Source organism: Humibacter ginsengisoli (assembly GCF_054780095.1).
On the sequence record NZ_BAAGWZ010000006.1, the window covers coordinates 154707 to 174843 of the forward strand.

The 20137-nt window shown below is 66.8% G+C and carries 19 protein-coding genes and 1 tRNA gene; 11 read left to right on the plus strand and 9 right to left on the minus strand.

The genetic code is table 11. The features are described 5' to 3' along the window. Positions 1-4 precede the first annotated feature (4 nt). The 3 genes from ACYVI5_RS09045 to ACYVI5_RS09055 all read right to left on the minus strand — a co-directional run bounded on the left by ACYVI5_RS09045 (position 5) and on the right by ACYVI5_RS09055 (position 4357). Complete coding sequence (locus ACYVI5_RS09045) at positions 5-1387, minus strand: type 2 periplasmic-binding domain-containing protein (RefSeq protein WP_460579905.1); 1383 nt, start codon at positions 1385-1387, stop codon at positions 5-7. Between the two features lie 37 nt (positions 1388-1424). Continuing rightward, positions 1425-3080: a glycoside hydrolase family 13 protein gene (locus ACYVI5_RS09050; protein WP_460580573.1), complete on the minus strand. Its 1656-nt coding sequence runs from the start codon at positions 3078-3080 to the stop codon at positions 1425-1427. 269 nt (positions 3081-3349) lie between these two features. Then, on the minus strand, positions 3350-4357 hold the full coding sequence (locus tag ACYVI5_RS09055; RefSeq protein ID WP_460579906.1) for a LacI family DNA-binding transcriptional regulator: 1008 nt from the start codon (positions 4355-4357) through the stop codon (positions 3350-3352). A 92-nt stretch (positions 4358-4449) separates the two neighbouring features. Here ACYVI5_RS09055 and ACYVI5_RS09060 point away from each other — a divergent pair, with 92 nt between their 5' ends. Beyond that, entirely contained in the window at positions 4450-5301 is an 852-nt protein-coding gene (locus tag ACYVI5_RS09060; RefSeq protein ID WP_460579907.1) for a UbiA family prenyltransferase, read from the plus strand. Here ACYVI5_RS09060 and ACYVI5_RS09065 read toward each other — a convergent pair. After that, positions 5261-6763: an MFS transporter gene (locus ACYVI5_RS09065; RefSeq protein ID WP_460579908.1), complete on the minus strand. Its 1503-nt coding sequence runs from the start codon at positions 6761-6763 to the stop codon at positions 5261-5263. The two genes, ACYVI5_RS09060 and ACYVI5_RS09065, sit on opposite strands and share 41 nt — an antisense overlap. Before the next feature lie 167 nt (positions 6764-6930). Between ACYVI5_RS09065 and ACYVI5_RS09070 the strand changes: the two genes are divergently transcribed. The 4 genes from ACYVI5_RS09070 to ACYVI5_RS09085 all read left to right on the plus strand — a co-directional run bounded on the left by ACYVI5_RS09070 (position 6931) and on the right by ACYVI5_RS09085 (position 10697). Beyond that, entirely contained in the window at positions 6931-8121 is a 1191-nt protein-coding gene (locus ACYVI5_RS09070) for a coiled-coil domain-containing protein (RefSeq protein ID WP_460579909.1), read from the plus strand. A 42-nt stretch (positions 8122-8163) separates the two neighbouring features. Then, a complete protein-coding gene (locus tag ACYVI5_RS09075) occupies positions 8164-9177 on the plus strand; it encodes an LLM class flavin-dependent oxidoreductase (protein ID WP_460579910.1) in 1014 nt (337 codons plus the stop codon). Between the two features lie 93 nt (positions 9178-9270). After that, entirely contained in the window at positions 9271-10110 is an 840-nt protein-coding gene (locus ACYVI5_RS09080; protein ID WP_460579911.1) for a MerR family transcriptional regulator, read from the plus strand. A 206-nt stretch (positions 10111-10316) separates the two neighbouring features. Continuing rightward, entirely contained in the window at positions 10317-10697 is a 381-nt protein-coding gene (locus tag ACYVI5_RS09085; RefSeq protein WP_460579912.1) for a septum formation family protein, read from the plus strand. A gap of 80 nt (positions 10698-10777) precedes the next feature. Here ACYVI5_RS09085 and ACYVI5_RS09090 read toward each other — a convergent pair whose 3' ends face one another. Further along, a complete protein-coding gene (locus ACYVI5_RS09090) occupies positions 10778-11605 on the minus strand; it encodes a helix-turn-helix transcriptional regulator (protein WP_460579913.1) in 828 nt (275 codons plus the stop codon). Between the two features lie 112 nt (positions 11606-11717). Here ACYVI5_RS09090 and ACYVI5_RS09095 point away from each other — a divergent pair, with 112 nt between their 5' ends. Next, positions 11718-12407 (plus strand): SDR family NAD(P)-dependent oxidoreductase, encoded by a 690-nt coding sequence (locus ACYVI5_RS09095; protein ID WP_460579914.1) that lies wholly within the window; start codon positions 11718-11720, stop codon positions 12405-12407. 30 nt (positions 12408-12437) lie between these two features. Here ACYVI5_RS09095 and ACYVI5_RS09100 read toward each other — a convergent pair whose 3' ends face one another. Continuing rightward, positions 12438-12926: a MarR family winged helix-turn-helix transcriptional regulator gene (locus ACYVI5_RS09100; protein ID WP_460579915.1), complete on the minus strand. Its 489-nt coding sequence runs from the start codon at positions 12924-12926 to the stop codon at positions 12438-12440. 186 nt (positions 12927-13112) lie between these two features. Here ACYVI5_RS09100 and ACYVI5_RS09105 point away from each other — a divergent pair, with 186 nt between their 5' ends. From ACYVI5_RS09105 to ACYVI5_RS09125, 5 genes are all read left to right on the plus strand, one after another. Continuing rightward, on the plus strand, positions 13113-14153 hold the full coding sequence (locus tag ACYVI5_RS09105) for an LLM class flavin-dependent oxidoreductase (protein WP_460580574.1): 1041 nt from the start codon (positions 13113-13115) through the stop codon (positions 14151-14153). After that, a complete protein-coding gene (locus ACYVI5_RS09110) occupies positions 14150-14824 on the plus strand; it encodes an NADPH-dependent FMN reductase family protein (RefSeq protein WP_460579916.1) in 675 nt (224 codons plus the stop codon). The genes ACYVI5_RS09105 and ACYVI5_RS09110 overlap by 4 nt, the downstream gene beginning before the upstream one ends. A gap of 30 nt (positions 14825-14854) precedes the next feature. Then, complete coding sequence (locus ACYVI5_RS09115) at positions 14855-15781, plus strand: alpha/beta hydrolase (protein ID WP_460579917.1); 927 nt, start codon at positions 14855-14857, stop codon at positions 15779-15781. Between the two features lie 265 nt (positions 15782-16046). Then, a complete protein-coding gene (locus ACYVI5_RS09120; protein WP_460579918.1) occupies positions 16047-17249 on the plus strand; it encodes an MFS transporter in 1203 nt (400 codons plus the stop codon). A gap of 38 nt (positions 17250-17287) precedes the next feature. Next, positions 17288-18034, plus strand: a complete 747-nt coding sequence (locus tag ACYVI5_RS09125; RefSeq protein WP_460580575.1) for an SDR family oxidoreductase — start codon at positions 17288-17290, stop codon at positions 18032-18034. Positions 18035-18185: 151 nt separating this feature from the next. Here the strand turns inward: ACYVI5_RS09125 and ACYVI5_RS09130 are convergent. From ACYVI5_RS09130 to ACYVI5_RS09140, 3 genes are all read right to left on the minus strand, one after another. Next, positions 18186-18261 (minus strand) — tRNA-Ala (locus tag ACYVI5_RS09130). 77 nt (positions 18262-18338) lie between these two features. Further along, positions 18339-18713 carry an RsfS/YbeB/iojap family protein gene (rsfS, locus tag ACYVI5_RS09135; protein ID WP_460529729.1) on the minus strand — a complete coding sequence of 125 codons (375 nt, stop codon included), beginning with the start codon at positions 18711-18713 and terminating at the stop codon, positions 18339-18341. Positions 18714-18818: 105 nt separating this feature from the next. Continuing rightward, positions 18819-20063 (minus strand): hypothetical protein, encoded by a 1245-nt coding sequence (locus tag ACYVI5_RS09140; protein ID WP_460579919.1) that lies wholly within the window; start codon positions 20061-20063, stop codon positions 18819-18821. Positions 20064-20137: the final 74 nt, after the last annotated feature.

A 20137-nucleotide genomic window follows, 5' to 3' on the forward strand; every position in this document is an offset into this window, starting at 1 on the left:
CGTGCTACTTGCTGTCGGCGTCGACCAGCGCCTGCACCTTGGTGTCGACGCCCTTCAGCATGGCGTCGACGTCGGCGTTCTGATTCGTCAGCACGGCCTGCACGACCGCGTCGAGCGCCCCGTACAGATCCTGGGTGTGCGACGGCGGCTCCGGTGAGATCTTCTGGTTGAAGATGTTGTCGTTGAACGGCTTCAGATTCTCGACCGGGATGTTGTCGTACGGCTTGATCCACTCCTGGTTCTGCTCCCAGGTGGCCTTGTCGAACACCGGCAATGTCGGAGCATTCACGGCCTGATCCCCCTTCGCGAGGGTCTTCGCGTTGTTCACTGCCGCCGTCTTGTCCACGGTCGGCTGCGTGCGGTAGAAGTCGATCCACTTCACCGCCGCCGCGATCTGCTCAGGGCTGTCCTTGACGTTCACCACATCGACGTTGCCGCCGGAGAGGATGCCCGCATTCGGGCTCGAAGAGAGCGGGAACGTGGTCACCCCGTACTTCTTCTGGTCGAAGCCGTTGGCCTGCATGAGCGAGCCGATGACATCCGATCCGCTCATGTACATGGCCACCTGGCCTGAGGCGAACGCCTGGTTGATGCCGCTCCAGTCGAACAGGAAGTTGCTGCCCATCGCGTTGTCGTCCCAGCGCAGCTTCTTCAGCCAGGCGAGGGCCTGCTTCGTCTGCGGGTTGTCGGCCGTGACCGTGACCTTGCCGTCGGAGCCCACCTTCTCGAGCTTGCCGCCGAGTGACTGCGTGAGAGTCGCCAGCTCCCATCCTCCGGTGTTGTCCTTCGTCATCTGCATGTAGCCGGCGACGCCGGGCACCTTCTGGGAGATGATCTTCGCGTCCTGCTCGATCTCATCCAGAGTGGTCGGCGGCTTGTCGGGGTCGAGCCCCGCCTTCGTGAAGATGTCGCGGTTGTACGACAGCGCCATCGCGTACGGGCCCCACGGGATGCCGTACACCTTGCCGTCTTTGCCGGTTGCGACATCCAGCACGTTCTTGTTCCACTTGCCGGCGGTCGCGGTCTGCTTGAAGTACTTCGTGATGTCGGCGAGCTGGCCATTGTTCGCGAGCGTCTTCGAGTCGGTGAACGGCACGTTGAACACGTCGGGCAGCGTTCCGCCGGCAAGCTCGGCCGCGAACGTCGTGCCGGTCCACTGGTACTCGATCGCCTTGACGTTGATGTTCGGGTACTTCTTCTCGAACTGCTGCACGCGATCGTGCAGCGCCTTCAGCGCGTCGGCCGTCGCTCCGGGCAGCACGGGCGCGACGACGAGGTTGACCTTGCCGTCGTCGCCTCCGCCGCTGCTCGAGGAGCATCCGCTCAGGATGCCCACACCGGCCAGTGCCGCTGCGGCGAGTACCGCGAGCTTTCCTGGTGACTTCATTGTCGTGTCCTTTCGTTCGAAGGTGATTGCAGGTTGGTCAAGTGGTTGCGGGGTTGGCGAGCCATGCCGTGGAGTCGGGTGGCAGCATTCCGTTCTGCAGCGGGCTGCTGGCCAGAAGGATGCCGCCGCTTTCGGGCAGCTCGATGCTGTGCGTGGAGAGATTGGTGACCGAGAGGAAGTGCTCGCCGCGGTCGAAGGCGAGCACGTCGGGCTTCGATTCGCGCCAGGAGAAGGACGCGCCGGATTCCCGGTTCAGTGCCCTGCGGATGCGCAGCGCCTGCTTGTACAGCCAGAGCATGGACGACGGGTCGGCCTGCTGCGCCTGCACCGTGAGCGCTGCCCAGGAGTCCGGCTGCGGAAGCCACGGTTTCGCGGCCGCCTCTGCCGGGCTGAACCCGAAGGGCGGGCGCACACCGCTCCACGGAAGCGGCACCCGGCATCCGTCTCTCCCAGGATCGACGCCGCCGGAGCGGAAGTGCATGGGATCCTCCAGCAACTCCTCGGGAAGGTCCTCCACCTCGGGCAGTCCCAGTTCGTCGCCCTGGTAGATGTACAGGGCGCCGGGGAGCGCTGCCGTGAGCAGGGCTGCCGCCCGCGCACGGCGGGTTCCGTGGGCGAGGTCCGTCGGTATGCCCGCGCGCTTCTTGGCGAACGCGAACGAGCTGTCCTCCCGGCCATACCTGGTCACCGGGCGTGTGACATCGTGATTGGAGAGAACCCAGGTCGATGGGGCGCCGACCGGAGCGTGCGCGCGCAGGGTCTCGTCGATCGACGCCCGCAGCTCACGGGCATCCCACGGGCGCGCCAGGAAGTCGAAGTTGAACGCGGTGTGCAGCTCGTCGTCGCGCAGGTACTTCGCGAAGCGATCGATGTCGGGCAGCCAGAGCTCGCCGACCAGCACCCTGCTGCCCGGGTACGAGTCCGCGATGGTGCGCCAGTCGCGGTAGATGTCATGCAGCTCGTCGCGGTCCTGGCTGGGATGCTCGCCTGGCCTCGGGTGCTCCGGAACCTCTGGCAGGGCCGCATCCTTCACCAGCAGCGCGGCGGAGTCGACGCGAACGCCGCCGACGCCGCGATCGAACCAGAACCTGAGCACGTCTTCGTGCATGCGGCGCACGTCGGGATGATTCCAGTTCAGGTCCGGCTGCTGAGGCGTGAAGAGGTGCAGGTACCACTCCCCTGGCGTGCCGTCGGGATTCGTCGTGCGCGTCCAGGTCTCGCCCGAGAAGTTGGACTCCCAGTGCGTCGGCATCTCGGCGCCGTCGGAGCCCTTGCCGGGGTGAAACCAGAATCGTTCGCGCTCAGGCGAGCCGGGGCCGGCCGCCAGGGCGGCCTGGAACCATGCGTGGCGGTCGGAGATGTGGTTCGGAACGATGTCGATGATCGTGCGGATGCCTAGGGTCAAGGCGTCCCGGATCAGTGCCTCGGCCTCCTCCAGAGTTCCGAAGCGCGGGTCGATCGACGTGTAGTCGGCGACGTCGTAGCCGCCGTCCGCCAGCGGCGATGCGTACCAGGGCGTGAACCAGATGGCGTCGACGCCGAGGTCCTTCAGGTATCCCAGCCGGCGGCGGACGCCCGCGAGGTCGCCGATGCCGTCACCGTTGCCGTCGGCAAAGCTGCGCGGATAGATCTGGTAGATCGTCGCGTGGCGCCACCACAGCGGGTCGTCGTCCGACGGGCCGGCCGGAGCGATGGGCGCGGGAGATACCGCATCGGCGAGGGAGGGCACGTTCAAGGAAGGAGCCTTTCGTAGGCAGCGACCGTGGTGCGAAAGGCGGCGCTGCCGGAGCACGAGAGCGAATGGTGAGTCGGCCGACATCGGATGCCCGTGCGGCTTGAGAACTCAAGGTAGCTATCTCGACAAAATGACGCAAGAACTAAACATCGAGCAATTGGCTTGCGCGGGATTGCGCTCGGTTGCAGTCGTGAGTCTCTCGAAAGACCCGTCGAGCAGTGCGGAGTTCAGCGCGGAGCCGGTCCCGTTGACGCGCGGACCACAAGCTCCGGCTCGAAGAGGAACTCGTCGACCGAGGGCCTCACGCCGCTGATCTGCGCGGTGAGCAGTTCCATGACCATCCGGCCCATAGGCTCGATCGGCTGACGCACAGTCGTCAGCGGCGGCTCCACGCATCCCATCAGAGCCGAGTCGTCGTATCCGACGACCGATACGTCTTCGGGCACGCGTAGCCCCGCGCGACGAACTGCCCGGATCACACCGAGCGCGAGAGGGTCGCTCGCGCAGACGATCGCAGTGACGCCGGTGCCCAGCAGCTTCGTGGCTGCCGCCTGGCCGGCTTCGAGGGAGTACAGGGATCGCACCACGAGCCGTTCGTCGAGCTCGTTTCCCGCACGGGCGGTCTCGGCCTTCGCGGACTCGTACTTGCGCTTCGACGGCACATGATCGTGCGGGCCCAGTACGTAGCCGATCCGGCTGTGGCCGAGTTGGTGGAGGTGTCGCACAGCGAGCCGGGTGGCGACGCCGTCGTCGCACGACACGGTCGGAAAACCGATGCCCTCGGCCGGAGCACTCACGAGAACGGTCGGCAGCTTCACCTCTCGCAGCTTCTCGTAGTGATCGTGCGCGCCGAGCTCTTGCGTGTACAGGCCGCCGGCGAACACGACGCCGGAGACATGCTGTTCCAGGAGCAGGTCGACGTAGTCGGCCTCTGAAATGCCGCCGGCCGTCTGGGTGCAGAGCACCGGCGTATAGCCGTTCTGCGCGAGGGATCCGCCCACAACCTCGGCGAAGGCCGGGAAGATCGGGTTCGACAGCTCAGGCAGCACAAGTCCGACGAGCCGGGCGCGCTCCCCGCGCAGCTTCGTCGGTCGCTCGTAGCCCAGCACGTCGAGCGCCGTCAGCACCGCCTGCCGTGTCGCCTCGCTCACTCCGGGCTTCTCGTTCAGCACGCGACTCACCGTTGCTTCACTGACGCCTACCTTGCGCGCCACTTCGGCGAGTCGTTTGGCCATGGAGCAATTCTTGCAATTGCTTGCAGCGAAACGCAAGATCCCGACAAGACCGGCCATCCTTCGCGGAGTCCCTCGGCCCATAGCATGTCTGCATGCCCAAAGCCGTGCGCGGTCTCGCTCTGGCCTGTCATCCGGGGCCCGCGCTCGTGGTCACTGTGATCGCCGCGGTGCTGGGGGCATCCGTCGGCTATCCGGCTGCCCGAGTGGCGCTACTCGCGGCCGCGATACTAGCCGGCCAGCTCTCCGTCGGTTGGTCGAACGACTGGATCGACGCCGAACGAGACCGATCGGTGGCCCGCGCCGACAAACCCATCGCCGTGGGACTGGTCTCTCGCGGCACGGTCGGTGCGGCGGCCTGGATCGCTCTCGCGGCCGCGCTGGTACTGACCGTCCCGCTCGGCGTGCCCGCGCTCGTCGCCCATGCGATCGCGATCGGCAGCGCGTGGGCCTACAACGCCTGGCTGAAGCGCACCGTGTTCTCGGTGATCCCCTATCTCGTAAGCTTCGGCATTTTGCCGGCGATCGTCACCCTGGGGTCCATCGATCCGACGTTCCCGACGTGGTGGGTCGTGACGGCGGGATGCCTGCTCGGCGTGGCTGCACACGTCACGAACGTTCTCCCCGACCTCGAGCAGGACCGTCTCACGGGCATTCGCGGCTTCGCGCATGTGCTCGGAGCACGCGTCGGCGGACTTGTCTCGTTCGGCGCGCTCGCGTTGGTCGGCATCGTCATCGCGGTCGGCGCGATCGGTATCGGCGGCCTGAGCGGTGCAGCAGCCGTGCTCGTGCTCGCCGGCAGCGTCATCACCCTGATGGTGGCGGTGGCAGGGGTACTGCTGACGCTGCGCGGCGAGCGCTCACGGTGGCTGATGCGCCTCATCATGGCTTGCGCGATCGTCGACGTCATCGCGTTGGTCGCTGCGGGTCCGGTGCTGTCGGCCTGATCCGCCCGATCGATGTGCCGAGTCGAGGCGTCGACGTGTCCGAGTGACCAGGGGACGCGGTTGCGGGTGTCGAACCGATGGCGGGCGGCGGGGTCTCGGTATCTCCAGCGGCGACGGCCGAACGACGCTTGTTCTGGATGCCGATGCCCGACACCACACCGCCCACCAGCAACAGTGCGACGCACACGAGCAGCACGCGCTGCAGCCCGGCCTGCGCGAGCGGCCCGGCCACGATGAAGCCGGCGCAGGCGACCGCGACCAGGCCCGCTATGCGCGCTACCGCATTGTTGATCGCTGAACCGATCCCGGCGTGCTCGGGCGGCACGGCGCCGAGGATGGCCGCCGTGAGCGGCGCGACGGTGATGGACAGACCCAGACCGAACACGAGAATGCCTGGCAGCACTTCGAACCAGTAATCGACGTGCGTGCCCATGGTGAGCATGAGCGCGTAGCCGCCTGCGGCGACGATGGGACCGATCGCCATGAAGAGCCGGGGGCCGATCTTGCCGGAGAGCGCGCCGAAGCGACCGGAGAGCAGGAGCATCACGACGGTCGACGGGATGAGTGCGAGTCCGGCGAGCGTCGCTTTGTAGCCGGCGACCTCCTGCAGATAGATGCCGATGATCAGGGTGCCAAGCGACAGTGCCGCGTAGACGACGAGAGTGGCGAGATTGCCGACGCCGAAGTTGCGGATGCGGAAGAGGGCGAACGGGAGCATCGGCTGCCGAGAGCGCAACTCGACGATCGCGAACGCGGCGAGTGACAGGCATCCGACCGCGCCTATCCCCCACACCAGAGGGCTCGCCCATCCGACCTGGCTTTGTTCGATGAGGCCGAAGACGACGCCGCCGAGCCCGAGCGCTCCGAGAACGGCGCCGAGGTAGTCGACGTGGCCGTGAGCGTGCTCGTGATCGAGTTGCACGCGCCACAGGATGATCACGGTCACCGCGATGGGCAGCGGGTTGATCCAGAACACGAGGCGCCACGACAACGTGTCGACGAACAGCCCGCCGAGCAGCGGACCGGCCAGCATGGCTGCGGACGTCCAGGCAGTCCAACGTCCGATCGCTTTCGGCTGGTCGTCCTCACTGAAGACCTGGATGATGATGGCGAGCGAACTCGGCACGAGGAGCGCACCGGCGATCCCCTGCAGTGCGCGAAACAGCACGAGCGACACACCGTCCGGTGCGAGCGCGCAGGCGATGGAGGCGACGCCGAAGCCGAACAGGCCGATCATCAGGATGCGCTTGCGGCCGAACGCGTCGGAGAGCGAGCCGGCGAGCAGGATGAGCGCACCGAGGGTGATGAGGTAGGCATCCACCACCCATTGCTGCAGCACGAGGCCGCCGCCCAGCTCACGCTCGATCGCCGGCAGGGCAACGTTCACGACCGACCCGTCGAGGAACGCGACGAGGGATGCCAGGATCGCCACAGTCAGCACCGCGCGTTGCAAGGAGCTCACCCGGCTCAGTCAAGCACTCGCCCCCGTCATGCGCGCCACCGATTTTCGTCAGGCCATCCGGACCCGGGAACTTGGGCTTATGTCCGCAGGGATGGGCGCCCGACGAGCTCGCGGCATGCCGCGGGATCGCGATGGATCCGCGACAAGATCTGCCTATGGTGGAACCCGTGGCTGTGCGCGCAAACCGGACAGGGACCGACCGACGACGTGTCGGGGCCCGGCTGCGCCTGGCTGCGCTCGGTGCCGCCGTCGCGGTCGCGATCCCGCTCGTGACCGCGCTGCCCGCACACGCCGACGACTATCCGAGCTGGGACGAGGTGCAGGCCGCGAAGGCGAATGCCGCCGCCGCGCAAGCGGAGTACAACAAGATCGCCGGTCTTATCGTTCAGTTGCAGCAGCAGGCGCAGGCCGCCGCCGCGGACGAGCTCAAGAAGGCGTTCGAGTACACCCAGGCGAAGAGCGCGCTGGACGACCAGACAGCAAAACTCCAGTCGATCAACGAGCAGGTCGCCACTGCCCAGAAGAGTGCCGGTCAGGCGAAGTCCCAGTACGGAAAGCTCGCTTCTCAGCTCTATATCTCCGGCGGGGGAAGTCTTACAGCCAAGCTCCTGCTCGGCAACGGCAACGGCACCGGCAAAACGACCGGCGGGAATGACAATCTGCTCGACCAGCTCGGTGCCATGAGCCAGCTGACCGACCACATGTCTCAGCTGCAGAACTACGCGAAACAGAAGCAGAACGTGGTCACGTCTCTGCAAGGGCAGGCGAAGCAGGCCGAAGACATCCGGACGAGCCTTGAGCAGGACGCGAACACGAAGTACCAGGCTGCGCAGGCCGCGAAAGCAGCGGCAGACGCCGCGCTGGCGACTCAGGAACAACAAGGCGCGGTCCTGCAAGCCCAAGCGGCGACCCTCAACGCACAGGCGGCTCAACTCGCCCAGGAGCGTGCCGCCGGGATCGCACGCGATCAGGCCAATCAGAACGTCACGACGGGAGGCGGAAGCGACAGCAATGTCGACCTGTCGGCATCGTGCACAGGCGGATGCTCGCCCGGGGCCGCTCAGTCGTACGCGAGCAGCGTCCTCGGCAGCTATGGCTGGGGTCAAGATCAGATGTCGTGCCTCGTCAGCCTGTGGAACATGGAATCCGGCTGGCGCTGGAACGCGTACAACTCGTCCAGCGGCGCTTATGGCATCCCACAATCACTGCCGGCGGACAAGATGTCGTCGTCAGGCGGCGATTGGATGACCAACGGGAACACTCAGATCAGGTGGGGACTCTCATACATCTCGGGCCGTTACGGCACCCCCTGCGCGGCGTACGACCACGAGATGTCGCAGAACCCCCACTGGTACTGACCGTACGGGAATAGCCGGACCGCACACCGGGCTGGAGATGCAGTGAAACGCATAGGCTTTCTCTCCTTCGGGCACTGGTCTCCGGCGCACGGAGCAGTGGTGCGCAGTGCCTCCGATGCCCTGCTGCAGACCATCGAGCTGGCCGTGGCTGCCGAAGAGCTCGGAGCGGACGGCGCATTCGTGCGCGTGCACCACTTCGCGCCTCAGTTGGCGTCCCCGTTCCCGCTGCTCGCGGCGATGGGCGCGCGCACGTCTCGCATCGAGCTCGGCACCGCGGTGATCGACATGCGGTACGAGAACCCGCTGTACGCGGCAGAGTCCGCTGCCGCGGCCGACCTCATCGCCGGTGGCAGGCTGCAGCTCGGCATCAGCCGGGGTTCTCCCGAGACCGCAGACAAGGGCTACGAGTCGTTCGGCTTCATTCCCGCCGAGGACCAATCGGATGCCGACATGGCGCGTTCGCACACGGAGCTCTTCCGCGCCGCGATCGCAGGCGCGGGTCTCGTCTATTCGAACCCGCAGATGACCGGTCAGCGGGTGCCGCTCGCGATCGAGCCGCGCTCGGAGACGCTTCCCGATCGCATCTGGTGGGGCGCTGGCAGCCGCGCCACCGCCGTGTGGACGGCCGAGCAGGGCATGAATCTCATGAGCTCGACGCTGCTCACCGAAGACACCGGCGTGCCGCTGTCGGAGCTGCAGGCGGAGCAGCTACGACTCTTCCGTGACACGTGGAAGCAAGCAGGGCACGAGCGTGAACCGCGGGTTTCGGTGTCGCGGAGCATCCTGCCGATCATCGATGACGAGACGCAACGCTACTTCGGGTTGCGCGCGCAGGCCGATGCACACGACCAGGTCGGCTACATCGGCGACGAGCTCGCCCGGTTCGGACGCAGCTACATCGGCGAGCCCGACGTCATCGCAGGGGAACTGGCGCAGGATGCCGCCGTGCAGGAAGCCGACACGATCCTCGTCACCGTGCCCAACCAGCTCGGTGTGGACTTCAATGCGCGGGTGCTCGAGTCGATCGTGCGCGACATCAGACCGGCGCTGGGCTGAGCACGGGCATCCTTCTCTCCCACACCGATTCTGAGAGTCTTCGACGCTGTCGTTGACCCTCACACGGTGTCAGACTCCAACGTTGGAGGCGTCATGTTGTTCATCGGAGAGTTCGCGTCGATCGGAAGGGTATCCGTACGGATGCTCCGCCACTACGACCGGATCGGCCTGCTGCGTCCCGCGCGGGTCGATGCGCTCACGGGATACCGCGCGTACGCCGCCACGCAGTTGACACTGCTCAGCCGGATCGTGGAGCTCAAGGGTCTAGGACTCACACTCGAGCAGGTCTCGCATGTGGTCTGGGGCGACGTGGACGACGGCCAGGTCGAACGGATGCTGGAATCCGCTCGCACGGAGCTTCAGTCCACCATTGCGGATGCCGAGGCACGGCTGAGGCGCCTCGACGCGAGCCTCAAAAGAATACGAGGAGAAACAGTCATGCCCAGCTCACAGACCATCACCGCCGAGGTGCGATCCATCGAAGCGCAGCGAGTGGCCACGCTCACGCGCAAGGCGCCGGGATTCGGACCCGCCAACGTCTCGCCCGTCATCGGGCCGATGTTTCCCGAGTCGGCCGACCTCATTCAGGCCGCAGGGATCCAGAAGTTCGGCCCCGCAGTCGCACTCTACGAGGCGGACGAATCCGGCGACGGAACCGGTGCACTCGTGACCGCAGGCTTCGTGGTGCCCGACAACACGGCGTCGATCGACGGCCTCGACGTCGGAACCCTCCCGGGCATCGCCCAGGCCGCGGTGACCGTGCATCGCGGCGAAGTCGCCGGAATCGGAGAGTCGTGGAACGCGCTCATCGAGTGGGCGCGTGAACACGGCTACGAGCTGGACGGCATCTGCCGCGAGGTCTACTGGACGCCCGGCGACCGCCCGCAGTCGGAGTGGGTGACCGATCTCATCCAGCCGGTACGTCTACTCTGAGGCTCGTGCCACGACAGCAGCGCCGTTTCCCTTCTCGGCACGCTGTTGCCTGTGCCTCCGTCGTGGCGGCGATCGTCGCCTGCTCTCTGGCCGGATGCACCACAGCTCATCCCGCACCCGTCGCGTCGGCGTCTCCCCGTCCATCGTCTGCAGCGACTGCCGCTCTCACATCCACTCCCAATGCAACGCCGACCGCCGGCGTGCCCGTGTCCGCGCTGGCGGTTGGCGACTGCCTGACGAACCCGGCCGGATCCGACCAGGTTGAAGACGTCCGATTCCTGGTGGTGCCCTGTTCTCTCGCGCACTCGTCGGAGGTGATCGGGTTGCCGTCGCTCGAGGGCGGCGCCTATCCCGGAGACGACTCGGTGTCGGCTCAGGCGGATGACACGTGCAACTCGGTGTTCACCGCCTACGTCGGCGTGAGCATCTACGACACGACCGCGATCGACGTGAGCGCCTATACGCCGGGCCGGGCGGACTGGGCAGCCGGGCGTCACACCGTAGTCTGCGTGGCCTTCTCCCCCGCCGGAGACACCATCGGAACCGTCAAGGGGATCGGAGCGGCGGCACCCCGGACCGCGCCGTAACCGACGGGCGCGCCACCAGCATCATGTCGCCCGCGACATCGCACACCGGCATCCAATCGCTCCCCCGGCGGCGTTCCGCCTCACGGCGCGACCGGTTGTATCTCCAGCGAGGCCAGCAGGGCCAGAGAGTCGGCGCCGGCTGTTCCCGGTGCTGCGGTGAACAGCACGACCCTCAGATCCGATCCGTGCACAGTGAGCACGTCACAGTCGAGGTCGAGCCGACCGAGTTCGGGATGCTCGATCGTCTTGTGCGTGTCGTGCACCGTCTCGACAAGCTCGGCGCTCCACAGTTCGCCGAATCGCGGGTCCGTCGCACGAAGAGCCGTGATCAACCGGTGCACACGCGGATCGTCGGGAAATCGGGCGGCTGTAACGCGCAGGTCCGACACGTACGCCCTGAGGTAGTCGTCGCCCTCGCCCGGCCGGCGACGCACCCGGGTAGGCGCGCCGGTGAGGTACCGCCAGAGCAGATTCGTCTCCAGACCCTGCCATTGACCGGGGTTACCGAACAGCACCGCATATGCCCGGTTCCAGGCGAGCTGAGTCCACAGCGCGTCGTAGACCATGACAGGTGTCTGCAACTGGGTCAGCAGCCTGCTCACGCTCGGCGTCAAGTCCACTCGCATTCGGTCCCGACGCGGCGCGTGCCGGCCCAGCATGAACAAGTGATCCCGTTCCTCGGAAGAGAGGCGCAATGCCCGCGCGAGCGATTCAAGCACCTGCGCGGAGGGCGCGGCCGCCCGGCCTTGTTCCAGGCGAGTGATGTAGTCAACGGAAACCGCCGCCAGCTGGGCGAGGTCCTCGCGCCGTAGGCCCGGCGCGCGTCGTCGCGTGGTGACCGGGAGACCCGCATCGGCCGCCGAGAGGCGGTCGCGCCAGCCGCGGAGGGCGGCCCCCAGTTCCGTCATGGTGCCGATTTTCGCACGCACGGCGCCGGATGCCCAGGTCAAGCGTGGTATCGGCATTCCCAGGACAGCGAGACCACTGGGTAGCCGCGCGCCTGCCTTACACGCTTGGTACATGACGACAACGCTGGTTACCGGGGCCTCGCGAGGTCTGGGGTACGAGACCGCTCGCCGATTGACGGATGCAGGTCACACCGTCTACCTGGGAGTCCGGGACGTGACGCGGGGAAGATCCCTGGCCGCCACCATCGGAGCAACAGCGATTGAACTCGACGTCACCGAGGAGGCGACGGTGCGGGCGGCGGCTCAGCAGGTTCGCGACGGCTCTGGTCGACTTGATGTCTTGATCAACAACGCCGGAATCGCCGGAGACCAGCGCCCTCCGGACGAAGCGACCATCGACGACCTGCGGCTGGTGCTGGAGACGAATGCGATCGGTGCGGCGCGAGTGCTTTCCGCATTCACGCCGCTTCTCGAGGCCTCCGAAACCCCGGTCGTGGTCAACGTGAGCAGTGCCGTCGGGTCTCTCACCCTGAACTCGGAGCCGGAAGCGTCGTGGTCGATGGTGGCGTACCCCATGTCGAAGGCTGCACTGAACATGCTCAGCATTCAGTACGCACGTGCCTTTCCCCGGTGGCGGGTCAACTCGGTGACTCCGGGTCTGACCGCCACGGGATTCGCGCCGCCGGTCGCGGGCGGACACTCGGTCGAAGAAGGCGCGGAGGTGCTCGTGCGAATGGCGAGAATCGGCTCGGACGGGCCGACCGGCTCCTTCATCAGCAGTCTGGGAATCGTGCCGTGGTAGTCGCTCCTGTCTGTCGCCCTGTGCCGCCCCTCACTGGCCGGCCGAGTTCGTTCGCTGTCGTTCCGGCTCGTCCGGTGCCTCCTGCTCGCTCAGCCGGCGCCAGACGTCGGCCAGCCTGGACAGGTCGTCGGAGTCGAGCCGGTCGAAGAACAGCTGGCGAAGTTGGGCGTACTGCTTGCGCCAGGCCTTGCGCAGCAGCGAGCGGCCATGGCTCGTCAGGACCGCCTCACTTCCCCGGCCGTCCGCCGCCGAGCGGCGGCGTTCGATCAGGCCGCGCCGTTCCAGGCGATCGGCCAGCCGGGTGAATCCACCGGTGGACATCAGCCGGCGGGCGGCGAGATCGGACATCCGCATTCCGCTCGGCCCCGCCTCGCCGAGCAGCGCAAGCACGCTGTACTCCGCCATGCTCACATCGAGAGCGGAGAGCCCGGCCTCCAAGGCACGCCACAACCGGTCATGGGTGAGCAGGAATCCCCGCCAGGCGGCATCCTCTAGCTCGCTCATCTTCTCCGTTGTCATATGCGGAACTCTAACGTCCTGCTTCGGCGGCACCGACGCGATCATTGACCTCAATTTCGGCCGACGCGACCAGGGAATAGAGCGAGCGTAACGTCAGTTATCTGCCTGCGCAGGCACCTATATTGCCAATCGATACCGCGAGTCGGTGCAGGAGAGAGGTCAGTGATGAGTTTCGAGATCGGGATCATGACGTTCGGCGAAGTGACCAAGGATCCACGGACAGGGCGGCTGCCTTCGCCGCGGGAACGGGTTCTGCAGACGATCGAGCAGGCACAGCTGGCCGATCAGGTCGGACTGGACGTATTCGGCATCGGCGAGCACCACCGCAGCGACTTCGTGGGATCCGCGCCGACGATTCTGCTTGCCGCGGCGGCCCAGGCGACCCGGAACATCCGGCTGACCAGTTCGGTGACCGTGCTCAGTTCGGAGGATCCGGTGCGCGTCTGGGAGCAGTTCGCCACCATCGATCTGCTTTCGGCCGGTCGAGCCGAGATCATCGCCGGACGCGGCTCGTACACCGAGTCGTTCCCGCTGTTCGGTTATGACCTGGCGGATTACGCCGACCTCTTCAGGGAGAAGCTGGATCTGCTGCTGAGGATCCGCGAACAGAACCCGCTGAGCTGGTCCGGAAAATTCCGGGCGCCGTTGGTCGATGCCGACATCGCCCCACGCGCCGACGGCGCATCGATCCCGATCTGGGTCGGGGTCGGCGGTTCTCCCGCATCGGCTATCAGCACCGGTCGGCTCGGGCTGCCGATCGCTCTGGCGCAGCTTCTGGGACCGATCACGCTGCATGAGCAGACGGTCGAGCTGTATAGAACGGCCGCCGAGCAAGCCGGCCACGATGTCACGTTGATGCCCATCAGCATCAACACGCACGGTTACGTGGGCGGCACCAGTCAGGAAGCCCGGGACACCATGTACCCCTACTTCGCGCAAGGGATGGCGGAGAACAACCACCAGCGCGGAGCGGGCATGCTGATCCCGCGCGCGGTGTTCGAGGCTCAGGCGACCCCGGGATCGGGGCTGCTGGTCGGCAGTACCGACGAAGTTGTCGACAAACTCCTGACCTATCACCGCCTGTACGGGGTCAGCCGAGCCATTGTCCAGATCGGATTCGGCGGTATGCCTCAGGAACAGCACCTCGCCGCGATCGAGCGGCTCGGCACCCAAGTTGCGCCGGTGGTCCGCCGCGAGGTGCGTGCGGTCACGGAGCGTGCGGCATGAGCACGGCACTTGTGGACGGTTCGCCTGCTGCGCCCTCGCGCTCCGGTCAATCCCGGGTGCTGCGGGTGGTGGTGATCAACGGCAGCCCACACGAGAACTCGAAGACGATGGGCCTGGTCGACGTCGTGCTGTCCACGCTGGAAGACCTGCTCCCGATTTCCGCACACCGGATCGACATCTACCGCCTCGGCACCGGGCTTACCGCGGCCAGCGAACGCGAGGAAGTCGCACCGGGCATCGAGGCCGAGCTCCAGGCGGCCGAATCGGCCGACCTGCTCATCGCAGCGACGCCGATCTATCGCGGCTCCTACACGGGTCTGTTCAAGCACTTCTTCGATCTCATCGACCAGTACGCGCTGGCCAACAAGCTTGTTCTGCTGACCGCAACCGGCGGGAGCGACCACCACGCCCTCGCGTTGGAACACGCGCTGCGCCCACTGTTCGGCTTCTTCCAGGCGATGACCATTCCCGTCGCGATCTTCGCCTCCGCCGGAGACTTCGACGGCACCACCGTGCTCAACCCCCGCGTCTACGGCCGGATCGAAATAGCCCTCACGGATGTCAAGGACCTGCTGTCCAGCCGTGCAGCCGGCGTGCGACCCAGTACAGCGGCCAACGGTGCGAACGAGAAGCCCGCCACGGCGCGTACCCCCACCGTGCCGCAACCCTGAGGAGGATCCTTGAGTAGACAACAACGACGCGTGCTCGACGCCGAACTACGGTCACATCCACAGCCGTCCGGCCCGGTGCCGGTGGAGGACATGCGCGCGGCGTTCGCCGCCCTCATGGCCAACTTCCCCGTACCCGACGGGATCCGGCAGACACCGACCGTGCTCGGCAACCGACCAGCCGTCCTTGTCGAGCCCACCGAAGCAGACGATGGCGCAGCCCAGCCGGGCACGATTCTGTACTTCCACGGCGGCTCGTTCTCGCTGGGGTCACCGGAGACCGCAATGGTCCTCACTGCCCACCTCGTGAAACGGACGGGCGTGCGCGCCATTTCGCTGGACTACCGACTCGCCCCCGAGCACCCGTTCCCGGCCGCGATCGAAGACTGCGTGGCGGCCTACCGAGACCTGCTCGCCAATGGCCATGAGCCGGACAGCATCGTGTTCGCCGGCGACTCCGCCGGCGGAGGCCTGACGGTCACGACCTGCCTTGCAGCGCGCGATGCCGGCCTGCCGATGCCGGCAGCGCTGCTCGCCTTCTCCCCGGGACTCGACCACACCCACGCCGGGGCTTCGATGACGACCAAGGAAGGCATCGACCCCATCTTCACCCCGGCCGGGTTGGCCCGCAACGGCGATATCTACCTCGCTGGTCAAGACCCCCACCAACCGCTGCTTGCGCCCGCCGTCCTCGCCGACCTCACCGGCTTCCCGCCCATCCTCCTGCAGGTCGGCACCAACGAGCTGCTGCTCGACGACGCAGTGCGCCTGGCCGGACGAGCCCGTGATGCCGAGGTCGACGTCATCCTCGACGTCGTCGCAGGGGTCCCACACGTCTTCCCAGTCTTTGTCGACGCCATCGACGAAGCCGGCCAGGCGCTCGATCGGGCCGCGCTGTTCCTGACCCAGCACCTTCCCTTTCCGTTACGACTGCGACCACCCCGACCTGGCTGGCAATGACCATTTGATCTTTTCCAAGGGCCGGGCGTCGCCGTTGTTGTACGCGGTCCATAAGGCCGTCGGCGTCATCAGCGGCATCGATGCCGACAGCATCGTCGAAGCGGCCCGCTGCACGAAGTAGTCACGCCTCACACACGGCTCTCTCGTCAGGAGGAATCTCATGTCGAATACCACTTCGGCCAAAGGCAGGCGCACGCGGCCGCCCCGACGTGACGCGGCGCGCACCCCAGTTCCAACCGCGCACGGCTCAGCCGTCGGATTCTGGATGGTCGCCAGCGGCTTCGCAATCATCGTCGGCTTCTCCGCCGTGCCGACACCGTTGTACGGGCTGTACGCCGCCCGCGACGGATTCGGTCCGCTGATGATCACGGTCGTCTACGCGACGTATGTGGTCGGTGTCGCGGCAGGACTGCTGGGCGCAGGACACATCTCCGATTGGTACGGCCGGCGGCGCGTGCTGATCCCGGCTCTTGCGACGGCCGCCATCTCCGCCGTGCTGTTCCTCGTCTGGCGTGACCTGCCCGGTCTGATGGTCGCACGTCTCGTCGGCGGACTCGCCGTAGGTGTCACCGGTTCGACCGCGACCGCCTGGCTGAGCGAACTACACGCGGCCAGGCATCCTGACGCGAACAGCCGCCGTGCCGAGATCGTCGCTACGGTCTTCAATTTCGGTGGCATCGGCGTGGGTGCGCTGATCGCCGGCATCCTGGCGCAGTGGGTCAGGATGCCGTTGACCGTGCCCTACCTGGTATTCCTCACCCTGATGGCTGCAGCCGTCGTCGCACTCGCTCTCACCCCGGAGACGAGCATCGTTGCCGCGGCCGATCGGCCGCCTTACCGGCCCCAGCGGATGCGAGCCCCCGCGCACGGGCGCGGCAGGTTTTACGCGGCTCTGACCGGAGCCTTCATCTCGACGGCAGCCATCGGATTCTTCACATCCCTTGCACCCAGCTTTCTCGCCGGCCCATTCGGCCAGCCCTCCGTTGCTCTGGCGGGAACGCTCGTTCTCGTCGTCGCTGCCGCGGCCGCAATCGCTCCGATCACTCTCGTGCGCGCTCGGCAAGGCATCCAAGCCGGAATCGGCGCGGCGAGCATGAGCGCCGGTACGGTCGCCATCGTCATCGCCGTCGAGTTGCCCAGCCCGAGCCTGTGGCTGTTCCTGTGTGGCGGAGCTCTCATCGGTATCGGTGGCGGCACCTACTTCCGGAGCGCACTGACCGGAGCGCTGGCCTTGAGTGACCGCAGCAGCCGTGCCGGCACCCTCGCGTCGGTATATCTAGCCAGTTACGTTGGTCAAGCCGTCCCGGTCGTCGGGCTCGGTGTGCTCATGCAGAACATCGCGGCCGGCACGTCGTTATTGATCTTCGGCGTGCTCCTCATCGCTGGCGTCGCCGCCAGCGCGCGGCCGATGATCCACGGGCACGCGGGCTCCGAGCCGCAACGCGCGCCCGCCGGGAAAGGAAAGTGAGTCTGGTGACGCAAACCACGGATTGGAGTGTTCAGAACATGTCGCGCTACCGCAACAAGCGCGCAGCCGTTATCGGTGGCACCAGCGGAATGGGTCTCGCCACCGCCCGTCTGATGCAGAACGAGGGCGCCGCTGTTCTCGTGACCGGACGCACAGCCGGCAGCATCGACGCCGCTCGCCGGGTACTCGGTGAGGATGCGATCGTGCTGCGCAGCGACGTCACCAGCCGTGCGGATATCGACGAGCTTGCACAGCAGGTCCGCGACCACTACGGCGAACTCGATGCACTCTTTTTCAGCGCCGGAACCAACCTCAGCTCCTCAATCCAGAACACCGGCCGGGAGACCTACGACGAGGTCTTCGACCTCAACGCCAAGGGCGCGTACTTCACCTTGCAACAGCTGGCCCCGGTGATGCGCCGGGGCGGCGGCATCGTGATCGCCACCTCGGTTTCCGACGTCAAGGGCCTGCCGGACAATAGCGTGTACGCGGCAAGCAAGGCCGCCTTGCGCTCGATGACACGCACGTTCGCGCGCGAACTACTGCCAGGCGGCGTACGGGTCAACGCTGTCAGCCCCGGGCCGATCGACACCGGCATCCTCGACCGGTCGATGCCGCCTGAGGCAGCGGAAGCCCTCAAAGCCCGCATGATCAGCAACAATCCGATGGGGCGTTTCGGAAGACCGGATGAAGTCGCGAGGGCGGTCGCCTTCCTCGCGTTCGACGCCACCTTCACTACCGGCGCCGAGCTCACCGTCGACGGCGGAGTCTCCCAGCTGGTCTGATCCGAGTTGTCGCTTTTCACGGCAGACAGCCAAGACGCACGTGTGCCCGCTGCGCCCTGCGCGGGGCCGGTCACGTTTCTCGCCGGTCTTCACAGACCCCGTCGAGTGGAGAAAGACCGAGCCCCGGAGTTCGGTTGAACTCCGGGGTTCTTGGTGGATCTGAGGGGACTCGAACCCCTGACCCCCTGCATGCCATGCAGGTGCGCTACCAGCTGCGCCACAGACCCGCGATTCGCCGTTCCGACGTGCGGAGCAACCTGATTAGAGTACTACATCGCCGTGACGGGTACGAATCGGATGCCCGTCACGCCTCCCGCGCGACCGGCAGGTGGAACGGCACAGTCGGGCAGTCCTTCCAGAGCCGCTCCAGAGAGTAGAACGACCGGTCCTCTTGGTGGAACACGTGCACCACCAGATCGCCGAAGTCGAGCAGGATCCATCGCCCTTCGGAGCGGCCTTCGCGCCGCAAGGTTCGTGCTCCTGCCTCGTTCAGCCGGTCCTCGACTTCTGCGGCGATGGCGATCACATTGCGCTCGGAATTTCCCGACGCCAGCAGGAACACGTCGACCAGGGGCAGCGGCCCCGAGACGTCGAGGGCGACGAGATCGGTCGCCGCCTTGGAGTCTGCGGCCTCCGCCGCGAGTTGGAGCAGTTCGCGCGAGAGCGCGGACGCGGTCATACGGATATCACCTCGTGGGGTCGGAAGTAGCAGGAGTCACTGACGAAGCGACCTGCAGAGAACTGTACAGACTTGGCCGGGCTGTGCGGCTCGAGCGTATGCAGATCAGAAGGCATGGAAGGCGAAGCCGGCGACCAGCAAGGCTGCGACGCCGATCGCGAGGAAGGCGGCTGTCACGGCCAGCACCACGGGAAGCTTGTTCCCGCGTGCCTTCGGCGGAGTGATCATGCCTCGCGTCGAGGTGTGGGTCGCAACGGCCTTGCTCGCACGTACCGGGGCGACACCGGATGTGGCCGGTGCGGCGTCCGATTCCTCGAACAAGCGGTCGATGTCGGACGAGTCGAAGTGGTCAGGGTGCTGCCCCGTCGCACCCAACGACTTGGGAAGATCGATCGAGCCGGTGACGATCACCTCGCCGGTGCTCGTCAGCGGTGAGGTCGCGAGACCGGCCGAGGGGATCGAGGGCAGGATCAATGCGTTCGCGGTGGTCACGCTTCCGGTCGACACGGCGGACCGCGGAGTCCCATCGGTCGCGTTCTCATCGTCCATCGTGGACCAATGGCCCGCAGCCCTGGCCCGCAGCTGTGGATCGGTTGCCGGACCCGTTGTCTCCACGGCTCGATCGGTTGCGGCGGGTGTTGCGCCGGCCGGTGCCGCGCGGTCCGGGGCCGGAGCCTGCGGCCGTCCGCCGACGGCCTCGGGAATCACAATCGGTGACACGGATGACGTGCCGCGGGCTGCGGCAGGCGTCGACACGGCGCTGATCGGAGTGCGCGGGTCCGACTCGTCGGGCCGCAACGGCGCTGCCGGCGGAACCACACGCTGCGTCGTCTCTTCAGCATGCTCGGTCGCGGTCACCGACTGTGCTGGCGGCCCTGGCTCTGTGGCTGTGCCGGGCTGCGCTGCCTCATTCGCGGCTTGAGCCTGCAGCATTGCGCGCAGTTCGCGACGAGTGAGCGGATGGCCGTCCACCGGCGAGACCGTAGGCAGCGGCGGCGCAGGCTGCTGGGCAGCCGATTCCTTCGAGTCCGAGGAGGACCGGGCGTCCGCCGGGGATGCCGGAACGTACGACAACGGTGACGCCTGCGACGGGAGCGGAGCGGACGAGCCCGGCGCCTGGCCCGATGAGGGGGAAGTGCCGGCCGCGGACGCGACGGTGGCAGGCGCGCGGTCGTCTGCGGGTGCGGCTCCGTTCGGTCCACCGGCATGAGAAGCGGCGAGGAGGCTGTCGAACGAGAGGTCTTCGTAACGGGGCGTGCGCGGTCGAAGCGGCGGAGCATCCGTGGGAGCAGCATTCTGCTGCGCCCCCGCGTCGCGCTGTGCCGAGGCGAACGAATAGGGCGTGGCCACGTCCGGAACTTCACCTGCGGTCGTGGGTGTGACGGTGACGGCGCGACGTGAGACAGGAACCGGTTGCTGCTCCG

Bases quoted from the DNA above. Each gene is read 5' to 3' on its own strand.
- ACYVI5_RS09045 (WP_460579905.1), bottom strand. From the start codon at position 1,387: ATGAAGTCACCAGGAAAGCTCGCGGTACTCGCCGCAGCGGCACTGGCC.
- ACYVI5_RS09055 (WP_460579906.1), bottom strand. From the start codon at position 4,357: ATGGCCAAACGACTCGCCGAAGTGGCGCGCAAGGTAGGCGTCAGTGAA.
- ACYVI5_RS09060 (WP_460579907.1), top strand. From the start codon at position 4,450: ATGCCCAAAGCCGTGCGCGGTCTCGCTCTGGCCTGTCATCCGGGGCCC.
- ACYVI5_RS09080 (WP_460579911.1), top strand. From the start codon at position 9,271: ATGTTGTTCATCGGAGAGTTCGCGTCGATCGGAAGGGTATCCGTACGG.
- ACYVI5_RS09090 (WP_460579913.1), bottom strand. From the start codon at position 11,605: ATGACGGAACTGGGGGCCGCCCTCCGCGGCTGGCGCGACCGCCTCTCG.
- ACYVI5_RS09095 (WP_460579914.1), top strand. From the start codon at position 11,718: ATGACGACAACGCTGGTTACCGGGGCCTCGCGAGGTCTGGGGTACGAG.
- ACYVI5_RS09100 (WP_460579915.1), bottom strand. From the start codon at position 12,926: ATGACAACGGAGAAGATGAGCGAGCTAGAGGATGCCGCCTGGCGGGGA.
- ACYVI5_RS09105 (WP_460580574.1), top strand. From the start codon at position 13,113: ATGACGTTCGGCGAAGTGACCAAGGATCCACGGACAGGGCGGCTGCCT.
- ACYVI5_RS09110 (WP_460579916.1), top strand. From the start codon at position 14,150: ATGAGCACGGCACTTGTGGACGGTTCGCCTGCTGCGCCCTCGCGCTCC.
- ACYVI5_RS09120 (WP_460579918.1), top strand. From the start codon at position 16,047: ATGGTCGCCAGCGGCTTCGCAATCATCGTCGGCTTCTCCGCCGTGCCG.
- ACYVI5_RS09125 (WP_460580575.1), top strand. From the start codon at position 17,288: ATGTCGCGCTACCGCAACAAGCGCGCAGCCGTTATCGGTGGCACCAGC.
- rsfS (WP_460529729.1), bottom strand. From the start codon at position 18,713: ATGACCGCGTCCGCGCTCTCGCGCGAACTGCTCCAACTCGCGGCGGAG.